Raw genomic sequence first — 25,092 nt, 5'->3', positions numbered from 1 at the left:
GATATTCCACGACTAGGCTTCAATGCCTAGACTTTCGGTCATAAGCTGGTCCGGCTATGCGGAAAAGTGCGCCGCTTAGGCCTGCAGGATGCAGGTCACGCAGTCATTGCGACACGATGTCGCGAACTGAGACAGCCTTCCTTTAATTTCTTATGCCTGCTTCCTCTGAACGGGTGTTTCCGCTGTTGTTCTTTACGAAGCTTTACGCATTGATCTCAAAATAAAGCTCACAATGAATACAAGTATAATAGCTCCAATGAAAGCAGGGAAGATGTAGAAGTCAGACACTTTCGGGCCCCATTTTCCAAGTAGCATTCCACCAATCCATGCACCGATGATACCAGCGATAATATTACCGATAATACCGCCTGGGATATCTCTTCCCAAAATCATCCCTGCAAGCCAACCGATGACACCGCCAATAATTAAAAACCAAATGAAACTCATACCATTCATCTCCTTTTTAATAATTTAAAATTTCCTCTATAGTCTTTACAATAACCTTTATTACATCCCCTTAAACACCTGAAAGGGAAATATTGCCTAAAACCTCAAGAGAGTTAGCGGACAACAGTAACACCTAACGTATTTTCAAAATGACAAAGTGCCCATTCATGACCTGCAGGATCGAAGCTTGCGACACCTTTCTCGTGGACGACTATGTCAAATCCCCGGTTGTATGCGTCAACGGCTGTATGGAGGATGCAAATATCCGTACAGACACCAACCAAATGCAATTCCGTAATCCTCCGTGCTCGGAGAAGCAATTCCAAGTCTGTTCCCGCAAATGCGCTAAAACGTGTTTTGTCCATCCAATGGATTTCTTCCTTGCGCTCATCATACAATCGTTGAAGGGAACCATACAGATTCCTTCCAACAGTCCCACGTATATTATGTGGTGGGAATTGTTTCGTTTCAGGATGATACAAATCGCCTACATCATGCACATCAACTGGCATTATAACGAAATGATTTTCATCTAAAAAACCTTCTGTTAATTCGGTAATGTATTTTTCCAATGAAATTCCTGGTTGCCCGCATGTAAGTGCACCATCTTCAGCCACAAAATCCTCTGTATAATCAATAATCAACAATGCTTTCTTCATTTATGCCACCCCTTTATATGTCAACCATTCCATCATGCCATAATTTAGTGACTATTTCATTCACTTCTGTGTTTAACCACTTGATTACTCTAAATAAAATAAATAGAAAAGTAATTTTGCGTGTAAATGAATATCAGAATATACTTAAATTAATACGAGCTGAACCACCTGAAGGGAGATGATCTTTTGGATGAAGCGGAAGCAGCCTACGCCCACCTTACACGTCCTTTCGCTTGCATTGACCTTGAAGCGCTTGACCGTAATATCGAATTTGTCAACAAGTCCTCTGGAACGAAAGGAGTCCGAATCGCTACAAAATCTGTGCGATCGGTAGAACTGCTGCAATACATTGCAAAGAGATTGGATTATCCTGCCGGCTTGATGACATTCGATCTAAGGGAAACACTTTTCCTACTTAATAAAGGATTTAATGACCTGTTACTTGGCTATCCACAAGTTGAAGAACAAGCGCTTATGCAACTCATTCCCTATATCCGTGAAGGTCGGACGGTCATCTTTATGGTTGACCATATCGAACAGTGGGAGTGGTTAGAATCCGTAGCTAAGTTAAATGACGTCATTCTTGAAATTTGTATTGATATAAACGTCTCATCAGATTTCAAAATACTGTATTTTGGAACAAACCGCTCTTCCTTAAAATCAATTACAGATGTGGAGAAATTATTGAAGGCAGGCAGTTTATTCACACATACTAACATCACTGGTGTCATGGGCTATGAAGCACAGATTGCGGGTGTCGCGGATATCCCAGCAGTTCGCTGGCAGTCAGCTCTCATCAAACAATTGAAGCGACTGTCCCGTAAAGATGTGCGCAATTTCCGTAAAAGCGCAGTCAATCTCATTCGGGAAAATTCGTCCAGTTTTCGATTCGTAAATGGCGGCGGCTCTGGCAGCATCGATTTCACATCGGGGGAAGAGGAAGTGACGGAACTGACAATCGGCTCTGCCTTTTACTTTCCGGCATTATTCTCGAGGTATCAAAACTTGGCGCTTGAACCGGCAGCGACTTTCGCCCTTCGTGTCACAAGAATGCCCGAGCAAGGTATTATCGTTTGTCATGGGGGTGGTTATATTGCATCTGGAGCAATAGGTACCGACAAAAATCCGGTGCCTATCTGGCCGCAGAAGCTCTCCTATCTGAAAAATGAAGGGGCGGGCGAAGTCCAAACGCCATTGCGAGATAAAGAAGGAACTCTTCAAGTCGGAGATACTGTCTATTTTAGGCATGCCAAAGCGGGAGAGCTCTGCGAACGTTTTTCTGAACTGCACGCAAGACGCGGATTTGAATATGTTGGTGCTTATAAAACCTATAGAGGCGAGGAAGGATGTTTTCTATGAATGCTCCGAAAAAGGGAATGAAATGGGCGAACTGGTCCAGGAATGTCAAAGCGACACCGGATTATTATCACTTTCCGAAAAGTGCCAGCGATATACAAGACGTCGTAAATAGCTGCAGAATTCGTGGTGTATCCCTCCGTGTAACAGGAGCTGCGCACTCATTTAGTCCCATCGCGAAGCCCGAAAGTGACGCAATGTCACTTGACAATTTACGTGGACTTATCTCCTATGACTCTGAAGCGATGGAAGCGAGACTTTGGGGCGGCACGTATTTACATGAGGCGGCACCCATGCTTGCTGCCATTGGCATGGGTTTCGAAAATATGGGAGATATTCAGGAGCAGACAATTGCCGGGGCAGTGAGTACAGGAACGCACGGCACAGGAATCGCACTCGGTTCGCTATCCAGCCAAGTTGTCGCTTGGACGTGGGTTGACGGTAAAGGGGAGATACAGCATCATCGTCGCAGCCAAGACGAATTATCAAAAGCACTTAGCCTTTCGCTTGGCATGCTCGGTGTCCTTCTCGACGTGACCATTAAGACTATCCCACTTTACAGCCTGCAGATGATGAGTTATCGAAGTACGGTAGGTGAGGCCCTCGCTGAATGGTCCTCCGGAATTCACGACAACCGACATTTTGAATGGTTCTATTTCCCCGGTACAGATACGGTCCAAGTAAAAAAGACGAATATCACGCCACTCCACAAACAAACTTTGCAATCGAAAACAGTCGAATTCATGAAAAATGGGTTAATTGAAAACGCTGGTTTTAAAGTGATTTCAGAACTGTGCCGCGTCAAACCCAGCATGTCACGAATGTTGACAACTATTTCTGCAAAAAGTGTTCCAAACGGTTCAAAAAGGGGTATGTATTATGAAGTGTTCCCTTCACCTCGACTCGTCAAATTCACAGAGACAGAATATGCGATTCCCTTGCATACATTTGAAGCGTGCATCGAAGAAGTACATAACTTTTTGCGTGCACATCCGTTTTACGTCCATTTTCCAATCGAATGCAGGGTCGCAGCTGGTGACAATGCTTTTCTCAGTCCCACGCAAGGAGAGAAAACGGTGTTCCTTGCGTTCCATATGTATAAAGGAATGGACGCTGAACCGTACTTTAAATGGGTACACAAGCTAATGGAGAAATACAACGGGCGGCCACATTTTGGAAAAGTAAATGATTTGACGAATGAAAAAATGCAAAAACTTTATCCAAATCTCCAACGTTTCATGGAAATCCGACAGCAATACGACCCTAACCGCGTTTTCATGACAAATTACTTGCAATCTATTTTTCGTATATGAAGAGTTCTATGCAAGGAAGGAAGAGAGTCATAATATTAACTTATGATAGACTATAAAGTTAATGTATTTTACTTATGTGGGTTGGTATTATATGATGGAGTAGAGAAAAGATGCTTATTTACAGCCTTTTCAGTAGTCTTATACACATAGAAGGAGGAATTCAATAATGGTAAAAAGCAATTTGCACAACAGCCGTACATCATTCGATCTGAACGGTAAGACATATAACTATTATCGTCTTGCCGCACTCGAAGAAGCCGGTATCGCTAAAGTTTCAAATCTACCTTACTCGATTAAAGTGCTACTTGAATCCGTCCTACGTCAACACGACGGTTATGTCATCAAAGACAATCATGTCGAAAACCTGGCAAAATGGGGGAAAGATGCGGACGCGGATGCAGAAGTACCTTTCAAACCGTCACGCGTTATCCTTCAAGACTTCACAGGTGTACCTGTTGTTGTTGATCTTGCATCACTTCGTTCAGCAATGGCAGCAATGGGCGGCGACCCTAACAAGATTAATCCTGAAATTCCGGTTGACCTTGTTATTGACCACTCTGTACAAGTTGACCGTTACGGAACAGCAGAAGCGCTTAACCTAAACATGGAACTTGAATTCGAGCGTAACGCAGAACGTTACCAATTCCTTAGCTGGGCACAAAAAGCATATGACAACTACCGTGCAGTACCACCTGCAACAGGAATCGTTCACCAAGTTAACCTGGAGTACTTGGCAAACGTTGTCCATGCAGTTGAAAACGAAGACGGCACATTCGAAACATACCCGGATACACTTGTTGGAACTGACTCTCACACGACGATGATCAACGGTATCGGTGTTCTTGGATGGGGCGTCGGCGGTATAGAAGCTGAAGCAGGTATGCTTGGACAGCCTTCATATTTCCCGATTCCAGAAGTTATCGGTGTAAAACTTGTTGGCCAACTTCCAAACGGAACGACAGCAACTGACCTTGCGCTAAAAGTTACACAAACACTTCGTTCACATGGCGTTGTAGGTAAGTTCGTTGAGTTCTTCGGACCTGGCGTTGCCCACTTACCACTTGCAGACCGTGCAACAATTGCGAACATGGCACCTGAATACGGCGCTACATGTGGCTTCTTCCCAGTTGATGAGGAAGCACTTGACTACATGCGCTTAACAGGCCGTGAAGATAGCGACATTGCTGTAGTTAAACAATATCTAGTTGAAAACGACATGTTCTTCACAGTAGAGAACGAAGAACCAATTTACACTGATGTTGTCGAAATCGACCTTACTGGTATCGTAGCGAACCTTGCTGGACCGAAACGTCCACAAGATTTGATTCCTCTTACAGAAATGCAAAGTTCATTCAAAGAAGCAGTTGTTGCACCTGAAGGAAACCAAGGTTTCGGATTCTCTCCAAAAGAGCTTGCAAAAACAGCTACAATTGAATTTGAAGACGGCCGTTCTGTCAATATCAAAACAGGTGACCTTGCAATCGCTGCAATCACTTCATGTACAAACACTTCTAATCCATATGTTATGTTGGGTGCTGGGCTTGTCGCGAAAAAAGCAGTTGAAAAAGGACTTACACCACCAGCTTACGTGAAAACATCACTTGCACCAGGTTCAAAAGTCGTTACAGGCTACCTGGAAGATTCAGGTCTTAATGTGTTCTTAGATCAAATCGGATTCAACACAGTTGGATACGGTTGTACAACATGTATCGGTAACTCTGGACCGCTTCTTCCTGAAATTGAAAAAGCGATCATGGGCAACGATATGCTAATGTCTTCAGTTCTATCTGGTAACCGTAACTTTGAAGGTCGTATTCACCCACTTGTGAAAGCAAACTACTTGGCTTCACCACCACTTGTTGTTGCTTATGCACTTGCCGGAACAGTCGATATCGACTTCGAAAAAGATCCAATTGGTAAAGACAAAGACGGCTTTGATGTCTTCTTCAAAGATATTTGGCCAACTACGGAAGAAATTCAAGCAGTTGTTAAAGCAACAGTTACTCCTGAGTTATTCCGTAAAGAATATGCACGTGTATTCACTGAGAACGAAGCATGGAATGCAATCGAAACAACAGACGATTCATTGTATGATTTCGATGAAAACTCAACGTATATTCAAAACCCGCCGTTCTTCGAGGGTCTTGCAACAGAGCCAGCTGACATTCAAGCACTTTCAGGACTTCGTGTCATTGGTAAGTTTGGCGATTCAATCACAACGGATCATATTTCACCTGCAGGGGCAATCGGTAAAGATACGCCGGCTGGTAAATACTTGATCGACAATGGCGTAAGCCCTCGTTTCTTCAACTCATACGGTTCACGCCGTGGTAACCATGAAGTAATGATGCGCGGTACATTCGCTAACATCCGTATTCGTAACCAGATTGCGAAAGGTACAGAAGGTGGATTCACGACTTACTGGCCAACAAAAGAAATTATGCCAATCTATGATGCTGCTATGAAGTATCAAGAAGAAGGTACAGGTCTTGCAATCATCACAGGAAAAGACTACGGAATGGGTTCTTCACGTGACTGGGCAGCAAAAGGTACTTCACTTCTAGGTATCAGAACAGTTATCGCTGAAAGCTACGAGCGTATTCACCGTTCAAACCTTGTTATGATGGGCGTTCTTCCACTTCAATTCATGAAAGGCGATAGTGCTGAAACACTTGGCCTTACTGGTGAAGAGGCAATCAACGTTAATATCGCAGAAGGTGTTAAACCACGCGATATTCTGAAAGTGACAGCAACAGCAAAAGACGGTTCTGTCAAAGAATTTGACGTACTAGCACGCTTTGACTCTGAAGTTGAAGTAGACTACTACCGTCACGGCGGAATCCTGCAAATGGTTCTTCGTGATAAAATGAAAACGAACTAAGAAAAGCGTAAGCGCCTGTTCAGGGGCGACAGGCTCCAGCCCCTAGGCGCTGGAGCCTGGACACTGTTCCGGGTAGAGAAAATTATAATTATCTATACGAGAAGGTGTCCGGTTTAACCGGGCACCTTTTTTCTATCTAAAAAAAAGGTGTAACCTCTAGACAGCTTTTTCAGCATTGCTTTTGTATAATAGGGAATGAGGTGACGGTAATTGTTTATCAGTGAAAAAGAAATTGAAATCAGATACGCAGAAACAGATCAGATGGGTATCGTCTATCACGCGAACTATTTAGTGTGGATGGAAATCGGAAGAACGAAGTTGATTGAGGACTTAGGCTATACATACGCGCAACTGGAGGCAGACGGCTTCTTGTCGCCAGTTACGGACTTATCTATCCAATATAAGGCGGCGATGAAATACGGTCAGAAAGCGACTGTACGGACTTGGGTAGAGTCACACGGAAGGCTGCGAACAACTTACGGCTATGAAATCCTCCATGAGGACGGCACAATTTCAGCAACAGCAAAATCGGAACATGTCATCGTGAAAAAAGGGTCATTCCGTCCCGTTTCCCTAAAGAAAGTTGCACCTGATTGGGATGCTAAATATACGGAAGTTAAGCGGTGTAAAGATTAATGGCATTTGGAATACGTCGCGCCGAACTGCAAGCATGGAAAAAAGCAGTCAGCGAAGGGGAAATGGCATTTTTAACTCATTACTGGCTCGATGAACGCTTTCCAGCATGCAATACAGTAACCAAGGCAGGTTGCGCGGATATCGACAAACTTGTCGAATGGGGCAAGCGATATGGATTGAAGCGCGAGTGGATCGATATGCGGGATGATTATCCTCATTTTGATTTGTTTGGGAAGCATGAACGAGATATTTTACTAAAGGAAGGGCTACGCAATCAATTAGAACGTTTCAATCTACTGTAGAGAGCGTGAAGTATAATAGTTCTACGTTTTTTTGGGAGTTAATAATTACTTATTGTCATCAAAGCCTTGCCTACTCATAAATAAAAGCGTGAGGCATATGGCCCTCACGCTTTTTCGTATGAATAAATAAGTTCGGCTAGTTTCGGATCAACACTGACATATAAGTTATGGTCAGTGAAATACCATTTGTCCCGGCTTTCAACATAATAACGGACGCTATCATGCTCGGTTTCAACGGCTACTTCATCTGGTTGTTCTTTCGTTACACCAAGCGAAAAGCCTGCCTGTATCGAACTTGACCCGCCATATCTTGCAAAAAAGCGAATGGCGTCACCAGGTACAGCTTCCATCTCTTCTTTAAACCATAAAAGCGCTTCGTTCGATAAAATAATCTTCATAGGACGCACCAGCCTTCCATTACTACTATCATTGTATTATAACCACTTCACTTTTGGCTCAGTTCCTGCTTTGATGCGACCTATATTCTCCCGGTGGCGGTAGAAGATAAAGGCACCGAAAAGACCAATCATCACCATCAGATAAATATCGCCTGTTCGGAAGTAAAAATAGATACTGTATACAAATCCAACTACAGATACAATCATTGATGATAAACTCACCATTTTCGTTACTTTTAAAGCGATGAAAAATGTAACGAGCACAATGATGAAAACGGGCCATTCATAGGCAAGCAACACACCGCCCGATGTCGCAACAGCTTTACCACCTTTGAAGTGAGCGAAGACAGGATACATATGTCCGACAACCGCAAGAAGTCCTGGAAGTAGAGGATGGACTGCAACGCTGTCGAAAATAGGAAGGAGTGGTAACAGTGCAGCTACCGTTCCTTTTAAAATATCAAGAATTGTTACGGTAAGTCCCGCTGTTTTACCAAGTACACGGAAGGTATTCGTGCCACCTAGATTTCCGCTACCATGTTGACGAATGTCAGTCTTGTAAAAAAGTTTCCCAACCCAAAGTGCAGAAGGAACGGAGCCGATTAGATAAGCAATCAGTAAAAGTATGATAAGTTCCATTGATGTACCCCTTTTTTAGTTTGTCTATGTATAGACCTAGTTTAGCAGAACCGTGAAGTTGCGACAATGGGCTTCAAGTGGTAATTGGGTCAACCAAGTTAAACAGTTATCGCTTGATTTCTAATCTTCGGACCTCTAACTGCTGGTTTCCGAGACTAACAATTTCCTGTCTTCGTTGCAATAAAAGGCCATCTTCTATACAATTAATTGAGCGAGCTTTCGAAAACGTTGATTTGACAAGCTTTAAAGGAAGCGGTACGATTACACATTAGAGAACATTTGTTTGATGGAGGTTGCACTTTGACGAAAAACGTAGATAATTATACGTATGATGATGATTCGATACAAATACTTGAAGGCCTCGATGCGGTACGAAAAAGACCTGGTATGTACATTGGTTCAACCGATTCCCGCGGACTTCACCACCTTGTCTACGAGATTGTTGATAATGCGGTAGATGAGGCGCTAGCGGGATTTGGTAACGAAATAGATGTGACACTTCATAAAGACGGAAGCGTCAGTGTGCGTGACTACGGACGGGGTATGCCAACGGGAATACACCAGTCTGGTAAACCAACGACGGAAGTCATCCTGACCGTGCTCCATGCGGGCGGCAAATTTGGACAAGGCGGGTATAAAACAAGTGGTGGACTCCACGGAGTTGGCGCATCTGTCGTAAACGCACTGTCTGAAAAACTCGAAGTCACGATTTTTCGTGATGGCAAAAAGTTTTGTCAACGCTTCGAAAATGGCGGTAAGCCAGCCACGACGCTAGAACAAATTGGAACAACACGTGAAAAAGGGACACTCATTCACTTCAAACCGGATGCGACGATCTTCTCAACGTTAAAATATCAATATGACACCATTAGTGAACGCTTACGGGAGTCTGCTTTCCTGTTAAAAGGCTTAAAAATCGAGCTAAAAGAAGAAGGAACGGACAAACTTGAAATCTTCCAATACGAAACGGGCATTGAAGCCTTTATCTCCTATCTGAATGAAGAGAAGGACGTCTTACATGAAGTAGCTTACTTGGAGGGCGAATCAGAAGGTATAGAAGTTGAATTTGCTTTTCAATTCAGTGACGGTTATTCAGAAACGATTTTATCATTCGTGAATAACGTCCGGACTAAAGACGGCGGAACACATGAAACCGGCGCAAAAACGGGTATGACGCGTGTATTTAATGAATATGCAAGAAAAGCGGGTTTATTGAAAGAAAAAGATAAAAACCTTGAAGGTGCGGACATCCGTGAAGGAATTGCGGCGATTATATCAGTACGTATACCGGAAGAAATCTTGCAATTTGAGGGACAGACAAAAGGGAAACTCGGGACAAGCGAAGCAAGAGGTGTAACCGATTCAATTGTATCCCAAAAGCTTCTGTATTTCCTTGAAGAGAATGCGGATTTAAGTGCGTCACTCGTACGTAAGGCAATTCGGGCGCATCAGGCTCGTGAGGCGGCGCGAAAAGCACGTGAAGATGCACGTTCAGGTAAAAAGAGAAAAAGATCAGATACACTTCTATCGGGTAAATTAACACCTGCCCAATCTAGAAACGCTGCGAAAAACGAACTATACTTAGTCGAGGGTGACTCTGCTGGCGGCTCTGCAAAACAAGGACGAGACCGTGTATTCCAGGCAATCCTTCCACTACGAGGGAAAGTACTTAATACTGAAAAAGCAAAGCTCGAGGATATCATGAAGAATGAAGAAATCAATATGATTATCCATGCAATCGGCGGCGGCGTAGGCTCTGACTTCCAAGTAGCAGACATCGCTTACGATAAAGTAATCATCATGACGGATGCGGATACAGACGGGGCACATATCCAAGTGCTATTGCTCACGTTTTTCTACCGTTACATGAAACCGCTAATTGAAGCAGGAAAAGTATATATCGCATTGCCACCTCTTTACAAAGTGTTTAAAGGGACAGGGAAGAGCGAAAAATTTGCTTATGCATGGACTGAAGGCACCGAACTTAATAAAGCGATAGAAAAAGTTGGCAAAGGGTATATGCTCCAACGCTACAAAGGACTTGGTGAAATGAATGCCGATCAGTTATGGGAAACAACTATGGATCCTGAAACGCGTACATTAATCCGTGTAACGATTGAAGACAGCGCTACAGTTGAACGCCGAGTTACGACACTTATGGGCGATAAGGTAGAGCCAAGACGACGCTGGATTGAAGAGAACGTCGATTTCGGTACGCAGGAAGAGCACAATATTTTGGACAACGAATTTTTGCACGTTGAGGGGGATTTTGAATGACACAATCGGAAAGCTACCAAGACCTTCCCCTGGAAGAAGTGATCGGTGACCGGTTTGGACGATATAGTAAGTACATCATCCAGGACCGGGCATTGCCTGACGCACGCGATGGCTTAAAACCCGTTCAGCGGCGTATTTTGTATGCGATGTTCCACGAAGGCAATACACATGAGAAAGCATTCCGTAAATCCGCCAAAACAGTCGGGAATGTCATCGGGAACTATCATCCCCACGGTGACACATCCGTCTACGAAGCAATGGTACGAATGAGCCAAGACTGGAAACTGCGCCATATGTTAGTTGAAATGCAAGGAAATAACGGTTCAGTCGATGGAGATTCAGCTGCTGCAATGCGGTATACAGAAGCACGGCTTTCTACAATAGCAGGGCAAATGCTACGCGACCTGGGTAAAAACACTGTCGATTTCATACCAAACTTCGATGATACTGAACCTGAACCAACTGTTTTACCCGCAAGGTATCCAAACTTGCTTGTTAACGGTTCAACAGGTATTTCTGCAGGCTATGCGACCGATATCCCACCACATGCGCTTCATGAAGTCCTTGATGCAGTCCTTATGCGGATGGACAAACCGGACGTTTCAGTCGATGAATTGATGACAGTTATCAAAGGACCTGATTTTCCAACTGGCGGTACTATCCAAGGTACAAATGGTATTAAAACAGCTTACGAGACCGGAAAAGGACGTTTTGTCATCAGGTCAAAGTCGTTCATCGAACCTTTAAAAGGCGGTAAATCGCAAATCGTTGTGACGGAAATCCCTTATGACGTGAACAAAGCAACTATGGTGAGGAAGATGGATGAGCTTCGTCATGACCGGAAACTAGATGGTATCGCAGACGTCAGAGACGAATCGGATCGTACAGGTCTCCGTGTCGTCATCGAACTGAAAAAGGACGTCGACGGCAATGCTATTTTGCAATATCTTCTTAAAAATACAGACTTGCAAGTGACGTATAACTTCAATATGATTGCCATCTCCGGACGTAGGCCGACATTAATGTCACTGCCAATGTTGCTCGATGCGTATATTGGCCACCAGAAAGAAGTCGTCACACGAAGATCCCAATACGATATCCAAAAAGCGCAAGACCGGCTACATATCGTCGAAGGGCTTATGAAAGCATTATCGATTTTGGATGAAGTGATCAAAGCGATTCGTGCATCAAAAGATAAACGTGATGCTAAAAATAATATCATTTCAAAATTCGAATTCTCCGAAATTCAAGCTGAAGCAATCGTTTCACTACAGCTTTATAGACTGACGAACACGGATATTACTGAACTTCAGCAAGAAGATGCTGAGCTTCGGAAACTGATTGAACAGCTTGATGCCATATTGAAGAGCGATAAAAAGCTCTCTGCAGTCATTAAAAAAGAGCTTCTTGACATTCGGAAACAATTTGCAGAACCAAGACGTTCTGTTATCGAGGAAAAAATCGAGGAAATTAAAGTCGATCTTGATATCCTTGTTCCAAGTGAAGAAGTGATTGTATCAGTCACGAAAGATGGCTATGTGAAACGCACTAGCGTCCGCTCTTACAGCGCATCAAACGGCACGGGACAAGAAATGAAAGAATCCGATTATACGCTGTTAGAAGCGCCAATGAACACGCAGCATCATCTCTTACTGTTTACATCGGCCGGGAACTATCTCTATCAGCCTATTCATGAGCTGCCAGATATTAAATGGAAAGATCTTGGGCAACACATCTCGAGTATCATCCCGCTTGCGCAGAATGAAACGATTGTGGCGGCGATTGGCCTTGAGAACTTCGATGAAGAAGCGTTAATCGTTACAGCATCGAAAAATGGGTTAATCAAACAATCCAAACTTGCCGATTTTAAAGTCCAGCGCTATTCAAGGTTGTTTAAAGCGATGGGTGTTAAAAAAGACGATGCGATGATTGACGCAAGGCTCGTCAAAGGGGACGAAGACGTTATCCTCTTCACGCAGATGGCCTATGCGCTTCGCTTCCCACTTACTGAGTTGTCAGTAACAGGCATAAGGACAGCCGGTGTACGGGGCATTAACCTAAAGGATGATGACCAACTCGTCGCAATGGAGATTAATGCAGATGACGGGGCTTCCGTCTTAATCGCGACACAGCGAGGTAGCGTGAAAAGAATGGGCTTAAAAGAGCTCGAAAGCGCTTCTAGGGCGCAACGAGGTAATGTTGTACTGAAGGAGCTTAAGTCAAATCCATATCGTGTTATCGGAGCGTTACTGGTGAAAAATGATGAAATCATTGTTTTAGCGACAGAAAAGGGAAGTAAAATTCCTATCTTAGCGGGATCATTGCGACCAGTTGACCGCTCTTCAAACGGCAGTAGCTTAGCCGATGAGAAAAAAGATGGCAGCATAACACATATCTATAAAGATCCGAAAGCTGAAATTGAATAAGTAACTTTAAAAGTCATGGGAGTATCCTCCCATGACTTTTAATTTCTTCTAACGTATAATAGTTCGATAAGCGAAATAATTTGCGCGTTCAAAAGGAAACTATATATGCTATAAATTTATACTGAGAGAATGAGCCTTACAAAGAGCAGCCGAAGTTCTTAGACTGCCGGCGAAGCTGCTTTGCTAAGAAGGGGAGGCATCCCCTAGCACCGTAGCGAGATAGATAGAGTTCTATAGTTCAACATATATAACTCTAAAATAGACGATCCTGTACAAGTGTGGACTATTCGAGAAATTATTACTAATAGAACGGGGATATTGTATGTGGAAAAACAGGAATATTTGGATCATTTTAGCTGGCGAAATGATTGCCGGCTTAGGATTATGGACTGGAATAATCGGAAATCTTGAGTTTATGCAAGAAAAGATCCCATCAGATTTCGTTAAAGCATTAATAATGTCAGCAGGGCTTCTTGCAGGAATCTTTGCGGGGCCATTAGCTGGGAAAATCATTGATCAGTCAAGGAAAAAAACAGTACTACTTATATCAGGGGCAGGGCGTATGCTCAGTGTTATCTTTATGCTAATTGCAATTTCAACGGGATCTATTTGGTGGATGGTTGCATTCATGGTTAGCATTCAACTCTCTGCAACATTTTACTTCCCTGCACTGCAGGCTACTATTCCGCTTGTCGTTAAAGATGATGATTTGTTGACGATGAACGGGTGGCATATGAACGTTGCAACGATTTCACGTGTGCTTGGTACGGCTTTAGCGGGTATTATGCTCGTCTACTGGTCGCTTATTTCGCTCTACTGGATATCAATGATTGCTTACGGTGCACTACTACTATTCACAATGATGTTGCGCATCGATGAGGGAGAGGGAAGAGAGGCCAAAGTGAAATCTGTAGGCAACAAGGGTGGGTTCATGGAAGTGTTTCCTGTGCTGAAAGCATATCCAGCAGTCGGCATGACTCTCATTATGACACTTATTCCATTGCTTTTCATCGGATCATTCAACTTAATTGTCATTAATATTAGTGAAATCCAAGATTCTGCATCAATTAAAGGACTTATTTATACATTTGAAGGGGTAGCATTCATGGTCGGAACATTTGCCGTGAAGTATATTTCTAAGAAATGGCGCACGACGACTATTTTATTTTCCTTTGCAACAATGGTAGCAGTGGCAGAATTCATGCTCTTTTTTGCAGATAGTACAGTTATAACATTAAGTGCCTTTACCGTTCTCGGATTCGCGTTAGGTTGTTTTTTTCCAACAGCGATGGTCATTTTTCAGAAACAGATGCCGAAAGAGTACCATGGCCGATTTTTCTCGTTCCGCAATATGCTAGAACGAGTCATGTTCCAGGTCGTTTTACTGACAGCGGGTGCATTTCTCGATATTATCGGATTGCAATCGATGGTTATCATTTTCGGATTGATCAGTTTAAGCATGACAGCCATTTTCTTTGTTCAGATGAAAAAAAGAAATATCATATTAGAACAACCCAAACAATCCTCCGCAGAAAGCATCTGACTTTTTGCGGTTTTTTCTATACATAATGTAAAAAAAACGAACTTTCCAAGTCGGAAGTTCGTCGGCATTTAATCTATGGATTTTAATGTATCTAGCAATAACTTTTCAAGGAAATCTTCACTTGTTACTGCACGTATCATAGCTTGCATGTATTCGTCACGATCGATTTTGTCGTATGTCCATAAAAATCTTTTTGACTTTGCAAAGGCTTGTAGGAAAATACGAATTGTTCGACCATTGCCTTCACGAAATGGATGCAGCATATTCAGCTCTGATTTGAAATAAGCCAATCTTTTAACTGCATACTCATGAGTATCCCATTTAGGTTCATTGTGTAATTGAGTGAATAAATTACACGCGTATGCATCCATGAATTGTACTTGGCAAAAGCGAGTATTACCTTTCATCAATTGCACATCTCGGAATTGTCCTGCAAACGAGTAGATGTCTTGAAATAGATGGTGGTGAAGTCCGACAAAATTGCTGAGCGAAAAAGCCATAATGTTGTATGCACCTTGTTCAATTTGAGTTGCACGAATCGAGAAAGTAAACGCCTCAGCCTGCTCAAGCTCAGCAAAATTTGTCACACCTAACAAATTTGTCGTTAAAAGATAATCGTCATTTTCAAATTCATTGTATTTCGCCATTTGCCAAAGCTTCCTTAATCAAAGCCGGCGTTACTGGAATACCCGAATTGACAATTTCAAGAGCTTTTTGTTGCAGCGAATGACTTAAATGTAAGTTTTCAAGCTGCATATTTTTCAATACGCGGTTAAACTCAGGAGAATTTAATTTAATTTCTTTCACACTAAACGACTCCTTTCTATACTCTTTAATTATAAGCTGTATAGCAGAATTTTTCCACCTAATCAAGTGAATTTCCACTTTCCACCCCACAATATCCACATTATTGCCCCAAAACTAAATATTCCTAACCTCAAAATTTGATAAGCTTAAATTAGAAGTTTAGGGCATCGAAGAATGCGGGGGATTTCAATGAGAATTTTTAAGAAGTACTCACTTCTGTTAGGTGGTATAGGCGTTTCATTTTTTGGAAACTGGGTTTATTTAATTGCGTTAAATATTTTAGTACTTGATATGACTGGTTCAGCTGCTGCAGTCGCGGGGATTTACATTGTTGGGCCAATTGCACGAATGCTGACAAATTTCTGGGCAGGCTCCATCATTGATCGTGTAAATAAACGGAAATTGATGGTCATAGCAGATATCCTAAGGGGTTCGCATATTTTACTTGTTCCATTTTTGGATTCGCTATGGATTATTTATGGTATTCTATTCGCGGCCAACATTGCAGGGGCATTTTTTGGTCCAAGCTCGACCTTTTATATTACAAAATTTGTTACTGAAACCGATCGGAGAAGCTTTAACTCGATCATGAGTATGATGAATTCAGGTTCATTTTTAATCGGACCAGCATTAGCCGGTGTACTCATTTCCTTATTTGGTACGATGTGGTGTGTGATTTTAAACGCGATTACTTTCTTTTTCTGTGCGTTTTGTATAGCAAGGTTGCCCGACGTAGAAGATGAACACTTAAATCAACGAGAGCCGATTACAGTGAGTATGCTCGCTGCTGATTGGCAGGTTGTAAAAAAGTTTATTCAGCAGGATCGTTACTTTATTAAAATTTATTTGCTGTTCCAGACCGGGCTTATGATTGCTTTCGCTTTGGATTCCCAAGAGGTCACATTTATCAAGGTAGATTTAGCACTGTCTGATCAAATGTATGGGCTCATCGTCAGTATTGCAGGTGTAGGTGCATTAATTGGTGCAGCGGCTTCAGCAGCCTTTGCAAAGCGCTTCTCATTACAACTATATTTAGGTGTTGGGATGGTCTTAATAGCAGTAGGTTATTTGTTATTCTACAGTGCAGTTGATTTTTTGACGGCAACAGCAGCCTTTTTCTTTTTAGGATTCTTTATGGCATTTAGTAATGCAGGCTATGATACTTTTTACCAGAAAAATGTCCCGACAGCAATCATGGGACGTTTTGGTAGTTTAGCGTCGATGTTTCAAAGCTTATTACAGATTGTATTCACCTTTATACTAGGACTGATGTCAGAGTGGTTGTTACGGAAGTGTTGTATGCTTAGTAGTGAATCAACGCTATAGAAGAAATGGTATTGGTAAACAGTTCATCGCAAGAGCAAAAGAAATCATTATTGACCAAGGTGGATTTGCAATCACTTTAAATAGCGGCAATAGAGCAGAGTGGGTAGATGCTCACGCATTTTATTTGAAAAATGGCTTTACTGCTAAAAGCACAGGTTTTGTTATGAAGTTCAGCTGATTAATTAGTTGAATAGAGGAGATACCAATAGAATGTATATTGCATGGTGTCGCTATTATGGCGATTGAGAAACAACTGGATAGATAGTTGGCTCATTCAAGCTATCAACTGTTTCCTTATAGCATTTTGTGATAAAGTGAGGAAGTGATTTTTTTTAGGGAGGAACAAGATGAAAAATGATTTATATGAACAGCGAATTAAAATAATCAGTGCTTTTTTAATTGCAACGTTTATCGGCCTATTTAATGAAACGGCTTTGAATATGGCTTTTGTGCAATTAATTTCTGATTTCAACTCAGATGCACCAACCATTCAATGGTTAACAACTGGCTATTTACTGACACTGGGTGTGTTAGTGCCCATATCAGCCTTTTTAATGCAACGTTTTACGACTAGACAGTTGTTTGTAGCATCGTTAGTATTCTCTATTGTAGGAACGATCATTGCAGCCGTTTCACCAACGTTTATCATTTTATTGCTGGGACGAATTATTCAAGCAGCTGGTACGGCCATTATTTTACCGGTGATGATGCAGGTCGTTTTGCTCGTCTATCCAATTAACAAACGTGGTGCCGCGATGGGGAAGATTGGGCTTGTTATCATTTTTGCGCCAGCAATTGGGCCAACAATTGCTGGTTTAGTCATTGATCAGTTATCATGGCACTTTATTTTCTGGTTGAGCCTACCGTTTTTAGTATTTTCCCTGTTGTTTGGTTTACGATTTATCCAAAACGTGGGCGAAGTAAATATTGTGAAATTCGATATCTTGTCGATAATTCTTTCGTCAATTGGTTTTGGTGGTATCGTTTACGGCTTTAGTATTTCAGGAAAACTGGGTACATTTATGTCCACAGAAGTACTCGTATCGATTGGTATCGGTTTACTTTCCTTAGTACTATTTGGATTCCGACAAACGAAGATGGAACAACCGATGCTGAATTTACGCGTATTTAAATACCGCATGTTCAGCATGGGCGTCACCATCATTATGATTTGTATGATGATGATTTTATCGACGATGGTATTACTACCGATTTATTTACAAAACATTTTACTGTTAACACCCGTCATTGCTGGTGTTGCATTATTGCCAGGTGGCGTTATTAATGCCTTTGTTTCCGTTTTGGCAGGAAATATGTTTGATCGCTTCGGGCCACGTGTGATGGTACCCGGAGGGCTATTTATGAGCATTGTTGCGCTGTTTGCTCTACGTACAATTGACGGTACAACATCTATCTACTTTATCATTGCATTTCATATTATTATGTTTATCGGTATTACATTGACGATGATGCCTGCACAAACAAATGGGCTCAATCAGCTTCCTAGACAGTTGTATCCGGATGGCACAGCTATCATGAATACATTGCAGCAGGTGGCCGGTGCAATTGGTACAGCAGTCGCGATTACAATTATGTCGATTAGTACGGCGAATTATGTGAATATAAATGGCAATACAGTAGTAGCACAGTTAGAAGGCTCGATTCAAGGTGTTCAAAACTCGATAACATTCGGGTTAATCATCGCGATCATCGGTTTTGCGTTATCACTATTATTACGTAATGTAAGACAAGGGAAATGAGCTCAATAAACCAACTTAAAAGTGATGAATGACTTTTAAGTTGGTGAAAGTCGTACCTTAGGTGAGAATAGGTAGCGATAACTTCAAACCCTTACCAATCTGTATAAATAAGATACCTTCCACCTGTTTAATTGAGTACCAGCTCATGTTATAATGAGTAACTTAGGATAATAACTACTTTTTGCCTATAATTGAACGTATGCGAAGAAAACCCTCCGCATAGCGATAAAATATGGAGGTGTAAGAGAATGAGTAAACGATGGACGATCGATAAAATTAAAGAATTTGTTGAGAAGAACTCAGAAAGTAAGTTGTTAACGACGGAATATAATGGTTTTTCTCAAAAGTTACTATTTAAATGTGCTTGTGGTAGCAACTTTGAAAAGACATTTACGAAATTTAATACTAATAACCAACGTAAATGTGACGTGTGCCAACCACCAAAAGAGGCACGATAAGTATAGTGAATAAAACGAAGTGCCGATTTCTTTAATAGAGAAGCTGACACTTCGTTTTTTTTATTATGGAAGTATAAGTGGCTTACTTGGTAGGGCTAGTTTTAGAATCGGTGATTTTTTTGTTACTTTTCATCAACGTTATTTACAATAGTCTTATTTTAAGTAGATGAAAACGATTGAAAGTTAAAAGGATTAGTAACTGTTTTTAGATGTTGGAAGAAATAAGTGACCACAAATGGATCCATAGGATTATGTGCAGGTTAATAAGCTAAGAAAGTCTAATTATTTTAGATTATCTTGGCATTGTACATATTCCGACTTTATCTCACTGTTTCAAGTATACTTATCTAATGAAACACAACTGCCGATAATATATATTATGTCAACCTAAATATTTTTTAAACTAAAAGGGACCTGCTTTGATATTAATCAGGTCCCTTTTAGTAGCTGTTTTCACTATCAATAAATTGTACACTGTACTCAATCAAATCATTAATGAATAGCTTATTCTTTTTTGCAAACTCTTTTACATCAGCTAACAAATCATTATCATACGTCGTATTGTATTGAATTCGATCTGTTGGTCTCTTCCCTTTATGAAATGAAATCTCTTCCTGCGCTAAAACACTTTTCAAACCATTTTCAAGCAAATAATTCACATGAGTATCCGTTTCTTTAGCCATCATTTTCAGCTTTCCTAAAACTTTTTTGCTGATATTTGTTCGGAACGATATTCTTGAACTGATAGGTGTATGAACTAATTTTCCATCTACCAATTGCCACATTGGCAAGACTCTTTGATCCTGGATATAATAAGGGTCAACTGAATGCTGTGTCATGTATACTCTTTTATATATTAGAAAATCATCAGAATTTGCATCTTTATATACAAGGGCAGCAAGTTTCAGTAGTTCGAGTTTTCCCCTTATCCATACGCGGTAAATAGTATTACCGGTTTGTCCTACTAGGGATGTAATGTCAGATTTCAATCGCCATGAACGGAATACGGATAATAGACCTTCTGCAAAATTCAGGCTGCCTGATGTAACATGCATTGTATAACCTTCCTTCCCTACGGAGCCATCCCCATCAATAACACCTCTTACAAACGACGCTAAATATTCTTCTGGAACATTGGGAAAAGGAACTGTTAATGATTTATTAGCAATAATCCCCAGCACTTCAAGATCCTTTTTAATCTCCTTAGAATTAATGATTATAGTCGGTGTAGTTTTTGTTGGTCCTGTGGCTGCAAGCACATAGTCTGCCTCCATATATTTCGCAATCAGCTTAAGAATACGTTCATCTTTTTGGGAGAAATAGATGCTATGGAGTTGTTTATTCACATGTCCATCTGTCACAAAAAAACCTAACACCCAAGCCATTTCATGTGTCCACACTTTAAAGTAGTCTTCATTCACTTTGTGCTTTCGAGGTTGACCAGAGTATTGTTCTCGATTCATTAATATGCCATGCTTATACATCACACCCCGAATTGCGCGATCAGACAGCCCGACGATTGGTCCCATTTCTTTAAAAGACAGGCCACTTTTGTATAATTTAATAATGACTTCGTCTGTCATACCTGGATTTCTCGGCATAGCCTTCACTTCCCTTCTATTGGCTTGATAGTTGAGCCCCTTCTTATATTTGAACGATTTTCCGTTGATTAAATTCAATTGTATGTGTTTATTGATTCCAAACCCGTAACAAAATATGCTCATTTACAGGGTTCAGAACTAATGTTCTAACCCGGCTATATATACCCAAATTGTGATTTTTTAAACAAAAGAATCTAAATTAACTTTTTTACTTGGACAATGTAGCGTGATTTTGTTTAAAATATCGTTTTTTTTCCGAAATATATTTTGAACATTGTTTCTCACCTCTCCATTCTATTCCTACCAATAAGAACATATGTTCAACACTCGTGATTTCGGCACTTATATTTACATAATCCAATTTATCCAACCACTAAAATCACGTTACTCTTGGTTTATCAACTATGAATAATCGTACAAACTAAAATTTCCTCCTGCAGTAGGATTGCTATAAGGATATATTTCATTATAAATCACGCAAAAAAGCACCACCCCCTTATTGGGTAATACTACTTCGTTATTATTGACGGCTTTCGCTTTGGCCTTCGCCGCCGCCTTATCATGAATTTGCACACCTACGAGCTGTAGAACGTTCAATTCTAAGTCATAGGCATATTATATCGCCTTTTTGAAGGTTTCCCGCTTGTAAGGGCTTGTACGCCAGTCTGCGAGGAAGATTTTCCGTTGTTCGATCCCCTTATAAGTTAAAACCTTCAAAATTAACGTTTCCTCATCAATTAACTTACTTTCAATCCGATTGAAAGTAAGTTGTTTTTCTACCGCCGTTAGGTCACTTTTGATTGTGTTTATATTTTCCACCTTGTTATCTGTTTGCCAATTAAGGCGTTGGATTAATTGACCATGCTAACCCAAACATCAAGATTGTGAAGAGAAAAATGTATGCGGTTTTCAAGTGATTGGAAACCCTTTTTATGAAAATAAGGTCCATGGCTATTTTATTAGCAATGGGCCTTATTTATTTTTATATGCAGTTGACGATTTGACCTAAGCAATTGACAATAAGGCGATATTTCCCTCACTATCGACATCAGTAATTACCCCCTTTTCATTAATTGACTTCGAATGCTTCGTGACATTCGGGATTGCAATGAGAATGAAAACCGAAATAATTAATAGAACAATCATCATTTCAATGATGATAGGTATGAACGTCTATATTCAAAACAGCCGCCTTCTATATTAGAAGTATCATTTTAAAGAATTACCTTTTAAATAATCTTTCATCAATTCGTTTGAAATCTTCAATGCTTCGGTCCTATTAGCAGCAGGTGCGGTTATCATTTGACCATTTTCAGATGTCCAACCACGATTAGATAGGTCCGTCTCATCCTTTTGAAATGTGGCGATGGTAACTTCACTAAAGTTGCTGTTCGTATAAAGTACCCCATAACCATATGTGCCTGGACGTCCATTTTCGAAATAACTATATACGATGGGTCCTCCACCGTTATCTTGAAACATAATTTCTAACCCTCTTTGATCTTCTGGTACCGGTATCTTCTCGTCATCTATATCAATGGTTCCTTTGAAGGTTTTGGAACCTGTGAGACTCTGCTGTAGCTTCCCATCAATACGTATAGTGATAGGCTCCGTGAAGTGATTATTTTCGGTCCCCAGCTGATACTTTACCCCTTCTAAATTAACCGTATATTGTTTCGGAAAAGTTTTCACACTAAGGATTACACCCAACGTAACGGCAAATAGCAATGGAATCACGAGAAATTTGTTCTTCAACAAAGAGCACCTCTCCTTTTTCAATCACCGTTCACTAAATAACATTCAACCACTCCAGATTACGCCTATAATCTCTTACCGTCTAAATCCCCATTCGGATAAATCTCTAATTCATTACCCGAATTAATGATAATAATATGATCGTTTGATAATATTATCTTAAGAGGGAAGATCATAGATTTTTTATCCGAGAACAGCCATTTTCTACCGGGTTGATTTAATAATAAAAATATTCCTTTCTCTCTTTCACCCATAAAATTTAGCCAATCCCTATTTATTTCTTCATTGTCACGCTCGTGTACACCAATTTCATTTAGCTGATTGCTTGCATCTATCGAGTCATTCACGGTTAAACTCATTTCACCGATGTTAAGAATACTATTAATAGAAAAAGTTTTTGAGCTTTCTTCTGATACCGAATGTCTGGCAATAAACTCTACGATATTGCCAGCAGGGTCATAGAAATAAAGAGCATGAGCATCTAGGTTTTCAAAATAAACTTCATCTTCATTATCTTCAACAGCTAGGTTAATTCTTTCTTTTGTCCATAATTTTGCTTCTTTAAATTTGTTGGCTGGAATGTTAAAGGCGAAATGATAAAAGGGATGATCTACTGCTTCATGTTCTACAAACTCTAACTCACTACTACCAGTCGCAATTCGAAAACTAATGTTATCCTCTCTTAGTAAAGAGAATCCCAAAATATCAATATAGAACTTTTTCATTTGTAGTACATTTTTTGTGTGTAAAATAACTTGTTTAATTTCCAATGGATCTCAAAACCTCCTCTAAAATGAATTAGACACATGCTATCTCAAGAAGGCATTAGGCGTCTCCAATAATCCCATGCTTTAAGGTAGTCCTCCAAATCATGTGGATGGACTTTAACACAAACCCCTATTCGCGTATATAATTGGAAAATAACTTCTTCTATAAGTCTCACTTTTCCAATAGGTACCTGTTTGAGCAAGGAAAATACTGAAAGTAATGTCTCTACATCCAAATCATCTGGTGATGAACAAAATGCATACGTAAAGTCATATATTATAGGTCCTGCTATAGGTGAAGGATCTATAATTCCAGTTAATCTATTATGCTGAAACACAAAATTATGAACCCCGGTATCCCCGTGAAGTAAAAACTTCAATTCTTGTTGTTCATCACTAGCAATCCGCTCGACGATTGATTTCACTTTGTAGTAATCCTCATGTGGTAATAAATCCCCTATATTTACACGAGCTGATTCCAAACTACACATATTGAAATCACGCCAATTTACGAAGCATCATTCATCCCCCTAACACTATTCCAACTTCATTTACGTTTCGCATATGAATAAAGTTTCATTTTCAAACAATGAAAAAAGTCGTCTTTACATCATGTAAAGACGACTCTAATTCATTAGTTGGATTAAGTTAAGGGCATTTAAATGCTTTAACGTACGTAAGTCTGGTAACTGACCCGATCCGTCTCTTTCAACTCTTTCAATGAAGCCGCTCCAATGCCGAACATAGCCATGCGAAGTTCCAATTCCCTTGTTTCCATCACTTCCAGGACATCCTCTGTAGACAGCGTAGCCTCCTTCAAAATTGACCTGCCGAACCCGACTATATCTGCACCAAGCGCAATCGCTTTTGCTCCATCTAGGCCAGTATGCATTCCGCCACTTGCGATTATCGGTTGCTTACCAATTTTACCCCTTACTGAAGTAATGCATTCAACTGTTGGGATACCCCAATCACTAAACGCTTCAGCGGCTTTTCTCTTCACCGCAGACGTTGAACGGAACTTTTCGACCTGACTCCATGATGTGCCGCCTGCCCCCGCTACGTCGATAAAGGATATGCCTACATCGCATAATCGCTTAGCGGTGGCCCCATCGATTCCCCATCCGACTTCCTTAACACCAACTGGCACTTCCAACTTACTACAAAGTCGTTCTATTTTCTCCAATAAATCTTTAAAATCCGTGTTACCCTCTGGTTGGATCACTTCCTGAATACTGTTCAAATGAAGAACGAGAGCATTTGCCTCAGTTATATCAATAATTCGGAGACATTCATCTACGCCAAAGCCATAGTTAAGCTGAACCGCCCCTAAATTAGCGATTATAGGGATGCTAGGAGCATATTTTCTAACTTGAAAAGAGGACCTATGTTCCGCACTTTCAATCAGTGCGCGCGTCGAACCCAAAGCTAATCCCCAGCCTCTTTCTTCCGCAGCTTCGGCAAGATTCCGATTAATTGTTTCTGCAAAAACCGCCCCTCCTGTCATGGAACTGATTAAAAAGGGTGTTTTGCAATCATGTCCTAAAAATGTAGTATCAATTGATATATCATTGAAATTGATTTCAGGCAACGCATTATGGATGAATTTAACCTTTTCGAAGCCGGTTGTAATCGTGTCACCTGTTACGTGCTCATTCAAAGTGATTTGAATATGCTCTGATTTTCTTTGGTTAATTGCTCCAGTCATTTAGAAACACTCGCCTTTCCTGTTGTGATTAAT

23 protein-coding genes and 1 pseudogene are annotated in these 25,092 nt (G+C 40.8%); 12 read left to right on the top strand and 12 right to left on the bottom strand.

Going from position 1 to position 25,092, the window contains the following annotated elements; all coding sequences use genetic code 11:
• Positions 1 to 192: 192 nt before the first annotated feature.
• Positions 193 to 447, bottom strand: coding sequence for a GlsB/YeaQ/YmgE family stress response membrane protein (locus I2484_RS06170; RefSeq protein ID WP_207150167.1), 255 nt, complete (start codon positions 445 to 447; stop codon positions 193 to 195).
• A gap of 113 nt (positions 448 to 560) precedes the next feature.
• Complete coding sequence (locus I2484_RS06165; protein WP_207150166.1) at positions 561 to 1,106, bottom strand: cysteine hydrolase family protein; 546 nt, start codon at positions 1,104 to 1,106, stop codon at positions 561 to 563.
• A gap of 186 nt (positions 1,107 to 1,292) precedes the next feature.
• Here I2484_RS06165 and I2484_RS06160 point away from each other — a divergent pair, with 186 nt between their 5' ends.
• The 5 genes from I2484_RS06160 (at position 1,293) to I2484_RS06140 (ending at position 7,594) form a co-directional block, all read left to right on the top strand.
• A complete protein-coding gene (locus I2484_RS06160; protein WP_207150165.1) occupies positions 1,293 to 2,465 on the top strand; it encodes a type III PLP-dependent enzyme domain-containing protein in 1,173 nt (390 codons plus the stop codon).
• Positions 2,462 to 3,775: a D-arabinono-1,4-lactone oxidase gene (locus tag I2484_RS06155; RefSeq protein ID WP_255551152.1), complete on the top strand. Its 1,314-nt coding sequence runs from the start codon at positions 2,462 to 2,464 to the stop codon at positions 3,773 to 3,775. The genes I2484_RS06160 and I2484_RS06155 overlap by 4 nt, the downstream gene beginning before the upstream one ends.
• Positions 3,776 to 3,941: 166 nt before the next feature.
• Positions 3,942 to 6,656, top strand: a complete 2,715-nt coding sequence (acnA, locus tag I2484_RS06150) for an aconitate hydratase AcnA (protein ID WP_207150163.1) — start codon at positions 3,942 to 3,944, stop codon at positions 6,654 to 6,656.
• A gap of 210 nt (positions 6,657 to 6,866) precedes the next feature.
• Positions 6,867 to 7,292 (top strand): acyl-CoA thioesterase, encoded by a 426-nt coding sequence (locus I2484_RS06145; RefSeq protein WP_207150162.1) that lies wholly within the window; start codon positions 6,867 to 6,869, stop codon positions 7,290 to 7,292.
• Complete coding sequence (locus I2484_RS06140) at positions 7,292 to 7,594, top strand: hypothetical protein (RefSeq protein WP_207150161.1); 303 nt, start codon at positions 7,292 to 7,294, stop codon at positions 7,592 to 7,594. The genes I2484_RS06145 and I2484_RS06140 overlap by 1 nt, the downstream gene beginning before the upstream one ends.
• A 104-nt stretch (positions 7,595 to 7,698) precedes the next feature.
• Here I2484_RS06140 and I2484_RS06135 read toward each other — a convergent pair whose 3' ends face one another.
• Positions 7,699 to 7,992, bottom strand: a complete 294-nt coding sequence (locus I2484_RS06135; RefSeq protein WP_207150160.1) for a HesB/YadR/YfhF family protein — start codon at positions 7,990 to 7,992, stop codon at positions 7,699 to 7,701.
• Positions 7,993 to 8,028: 36 nt separating this feature from the next.
• Entirely contained in the window at positions 8,029 to 8,631 is a 603-nt protein-coding gene (gene plsY, locus I2484_RS06130; RefSeq protein WP_207150159.1) for a glycerol-3-phosphate 1-O-acyltransferase PlsY, read from the bottom strand.
• Positions 8,632 to 8,931: 300 nt separating this feature from the next.
• On the opposite strand from plsY, the gene parE reads away from it, so the two are divergent.
• The 3 genes from parE to I2484_RS06115 all read left to right on the top strand — a co-directional run bounded on the left by parE (position 8,932) and on the right by I2484_RS06115 (position 14,877).
• Positions 8,932 to 10,908 (top strand): DNA topoisomerase IV subunit B, encoded by a 1,977-nt coding sequence (gene parE, locus I2484_RS06125; protein WP_207150158.1) that lies wholly within the window; start codon positions 8,932 to 8,934, stop codon positions 10,906 to 10,908.
• Positions 10,905 to 13,334 carry a DNA topoisomerase IV subunit A gene (gene parC, locus I2484_RS06120; protein ID WP_207150157.1) on the top strand — a complete coding sequence of 810 codons (2,430 nt, stop codon included), beginning with the start codon at positions 10,905 to 10,907 and terminating at the stop codon, positions 13,332 to 13,334. Before parE ends, parC begins: the two co-directional genes overlap by 4 nt.
• Before the next feature lie 322 nt (positions 13,335 to 13,656).
• Complete coding sequence (locus I2484_RS06115; RefSeq protein ID WP_207150156.1) at positions 13,657 to 14,877, top strand: MFS transporter; 1,221 nt, start codon at positions 13,657 to 13,659, stop codon at positions 14,875 to 14,877.
• A gap of 68 nt (positions 14,878 to 14,945) precedes the next feature.
• Here I2484_RS06115 and I2484_RS06110 read toward each other — a convergent pair whose 3' ends face one another.
• Both I2484_RS06110 and I2484_RS06105 read right to left on the bottom strand, forming a co-directional pair.
• Entirely contained in the window at positions 14,946 to 15,524 is a 579-nt protein-coding gene (locus I2484_RS06110) for a Fic/DOC family protein (RefSeq protein ID WP_207150155.1), read from the bottom strand.
• Positions 15,508 to 15,684 carry a Zn-dependent hydrolase gene (locus tag I2484_RS06105; protein ID WP_207150154.1) on the bottom strand — a complete coding sequence of 59 codons (177 nt, stop codon included), beginning with the start codon at positions 15,682 to 15,684 and terminating at the stop codon, positions 15,508 to 15,510. Before I2484_RS06105 ends, I2484_RS06110 begins: the two co-directional genes overlap by 17 nt.
• 189 nt (positions 15,685 to 15,873) lie before the next feature.
• Here I2484_RS06105 and I2484_RS06100 point away from each other — a divergent pair, with 189 nt between their 5' ends.
• From I2484_RS06100 to I2484_RS06085, 4 genes are all read left to right on the top strand, one after another.
• Positions 15,874 to 17,010, top strand: a complete 1,137-nt coding sequence (locus tag I2484_RS06100; protein WP_207150153.1) for an MFS transporter — start codon at positions 15,874 to 15,876, stop codon at positions 17,008 to 17,010.
• Positions 16,994 to 17,188: a GNAT family N-acetyltransferase gene (locus tag I2484_RS06095; protein WP_207150152.1), complete on the top strand. Its 195-nt coding sequence runs from the start codon at positions 16,994 to 16,996 to the stop codon at positions 17,186 to 17,188. Before I2484_RS06100 ends, I2484_RS06095 begins: the two co-directional genes overlap by 17 nt.
• Positions 17,189 to 17,357: 169 nt before the next feature.
• Complete coding sequence (locus I2484_RS06090; RefSeq protein ID WP_207150151.1) at positions 17,358 to 18,770, top strand: MDR family MFS transporter; 1,413 nt, start codon at positions 17,358 to 17,360, stop codon at positions 18,768 to 18,770.
• Between the two features lie 248 nt (positions 18,771 to 19,018).
• Positions 19,019 to 19,228 carry a hypothetical protein gene (locus tag I2484_RS06085; protein WP_207150150.1) on the top strand — a complete coding sequence of 70 codons (210 nt, stop codon included), beginning with the start codon at positions 19,019 to 19,021 and terminating at the stop codon, positions 19,226 to 19,228.
• Between the two features lie 440 nt (positions 19,229 to 19,668).
• On the opposite strand, the gene I2484_RS06080 is transcribed toward I2484_RS06085, so the two are convergent.
• The 6 genes and pseudogenes from I2484_RS06080 to fni form a co-directional block, all read right to left on the bottom strand.
• Positions 19,669 to 20,829 (bottom strand): LAGLIDADG family homing endonuclease, encoded by a 1,161-nt coding sequence (locus tag I2484_RS06080; protein ID WP_207150149.1) that lies wholly within the window; start codon positions 20,827 to 20,829, stop codon positions 19,669 to 19,671.
• 1,059 nt (positions 20,830 to 21,888) lie between these two features.
• Positions 21,889 to 21,978 (bottom strand): annotated as a pseudogene (locus I2484_RS21395) (competence protein ComG); the annotation flags it as partial.
• Positions 21,979 to 22,038: 60 nt separating this feature from the next.
• On the bottom strand, positions 22,039 to 22,584 hold the full coding sequence (locus I2484_RS06075; protein ID WP_207150148.1) for a hypothetical protein: 546 nt from the start codon (positions 22,582 to 22,584) through the stop codon (positions 22,039 to 22,041).
• A gap of 65 nt (positions 22,585 to 22,649) precedes the next feature.
• On the bottom strand, positions 22,650 to 23,354 hold the full coding sequence (locus I2484_RS06070) for a VOC family protein (RefSeq protein WP_207150147.1): 705 nt from the start codon (positions 23,352 to 23,354) through the stop codon (positions 22,650 to 22,652).
• A gap of 44 nt (positions 23,355 to 23,398) precedes the next feature.
• Positions 23,399 to 23,842, bottom strand: a complete 444-nt coding sequence (locus I2484_RS06065; protein ID WP_207150146.1) for a protein kinase family protein — start codon at positions 23,840 to 23,842, stop codon at positions 23,399 to 23,401.
• 176 nt (positions 23,843 to 24,018) lie between these two features.
• Positions 24,019 to 25,059, bottom strand: a complete 1,041-nt coding sequence (gene fni, locus I2484_RS06060; RefSeq protein WP_207150145.1) for a type 2 isopentenyl-diphosphate Delta-isomerase — start codon at positions 25,057 to 25,059, stop codon at positions 24,019 to 24,021.
• Positions 25,060 to 25,092: the final 33 nt, after the last annotated feature.

Origin of the sequence: Sporosarcina sp. E16_8 (genome assembly GCF_017347095.1) — a bacterium.
Taxonomy (GTDB): Bacteria; Bacillota; Bacilli; order Bacillales_A; family Planococcaceae; genus Sporosarcina.
The sequence above is the reverse complement of the archived record's forward strand: the minus strand, read 5'-3'. Positions and strand labels throughout refer to the sequence as shown.

Excerpts from the sequence above, each read along its gene's own strand:
- I2484_RS06080 (WP_207150149.1), bottom strand. The coding sequence starts at position 20,829 with ATGCCGAGAAATCCAGGTATGACAGACGAAGTCATTATTAAATTATAC.
- I2484_RS06155 (WP_255551152.1), top strand. The coding sequence starts at position 2,462 with ATGAATGCTCCGAAAAAGGGAATGAAATGGGCGAACTGGTCCAGGAAT.
- I2484_RS06165 (WP_207150166.1), bottom strand. The coding sequence starts at position 1,106 with ATGAAGAAAGCATTGTTGATTATTGATTATACAGAGGATTTTGTGGCT.
- plsY (WP_207150159.1), bottom strand. The coding sequence starts at position 8,631 with ATGGAACTTATCATACTTTTACTGATTGCTTATCTAATCGGCTCCGTT.
- fni (WP_207150145.1), bottom strand. The coding sequence starts at position 25,059 with ATGACTGGAGCAATTAACCAAAGAAAATCAGAGCATATTCAAATCACT.
- I2484_RS06085 (WP_207150150.1), top strand. The coding sequence starts at position 19,019 with ATGAGTAAACGATGGACGATCGATAAAATTAAAGAATTTGTTGAGAAG.
- I2484_RS06090 (WP_207150151.1), top strand. The coding sequence starts at position 17,358 with ATGAAAAATGATTTATATGAACAGCGAATTAAAATAATCAGTGCTTTT.
- I2484_RS06115 (WP_207150156.1), top strand. The coding sequence starts at position 13,657 with ATGTGGAAAAACAGGAATATTTGGATCATTTTAGCTGGCGAAATGATT.
- I2484_RS06065 (WP_207150146.1), bottom strand. The coding sequence starts at position 23,842 with ATGTGTAGTTTGGAATCAGCTCGTGTAAATATAGGGGATTTATTACCA.
- I2484_RS06140 (WP_207150161.1), top strand. The coding sequence starts at position 7,292 with ATGGCATTTGGAATACGTCGCGCCGAACTGCAAGCATGGAAAAAAGCA.
- acnA (WP_207150163.1), top strand. The coding sequence starts at position 3,942 with ATGGTAAAAAGCAATTTGCACAACAGCCGTACATCATTCGATCTGAAC.
- I2484_RS06100 (WP_207150153.1), top strand. The coding sequence starts at position 15,874 with ATGAGAATTTTTAAGAAGTACTCACTTCTGTTAGGTGGTATAGGCGTT.
- parC (WP_207150157.1), top strand. The coding sequence starts at position 10,905 with ATGACACAATCGGAAAGCTACCAAGACCTTCCCCTGGAAGAAGTGATC.
- I2484_RS06135 (WP_207150160.1), bottom strand. The coding sequence starts at position 7,992 with ATGAAGATTATTTTATCGAACGAAGCGCTTTTATGGTTTAAAGAAGAG.
- I2484_RS06170 (WP_207150167.1), bottom strand. The coding sequence starts at position 447 with ATGAGTTTCATTTGGTTTTTAATTATTGGCGGTGTCATCGGTTGGCTT.
- I2484_RS06110 (WP_207150155.1), bottom strand. The coding sequence starts at position 15,524 with ATGGCGAAATACAATGAATTTGAAAATGACGATTATCTTTTAACGACA.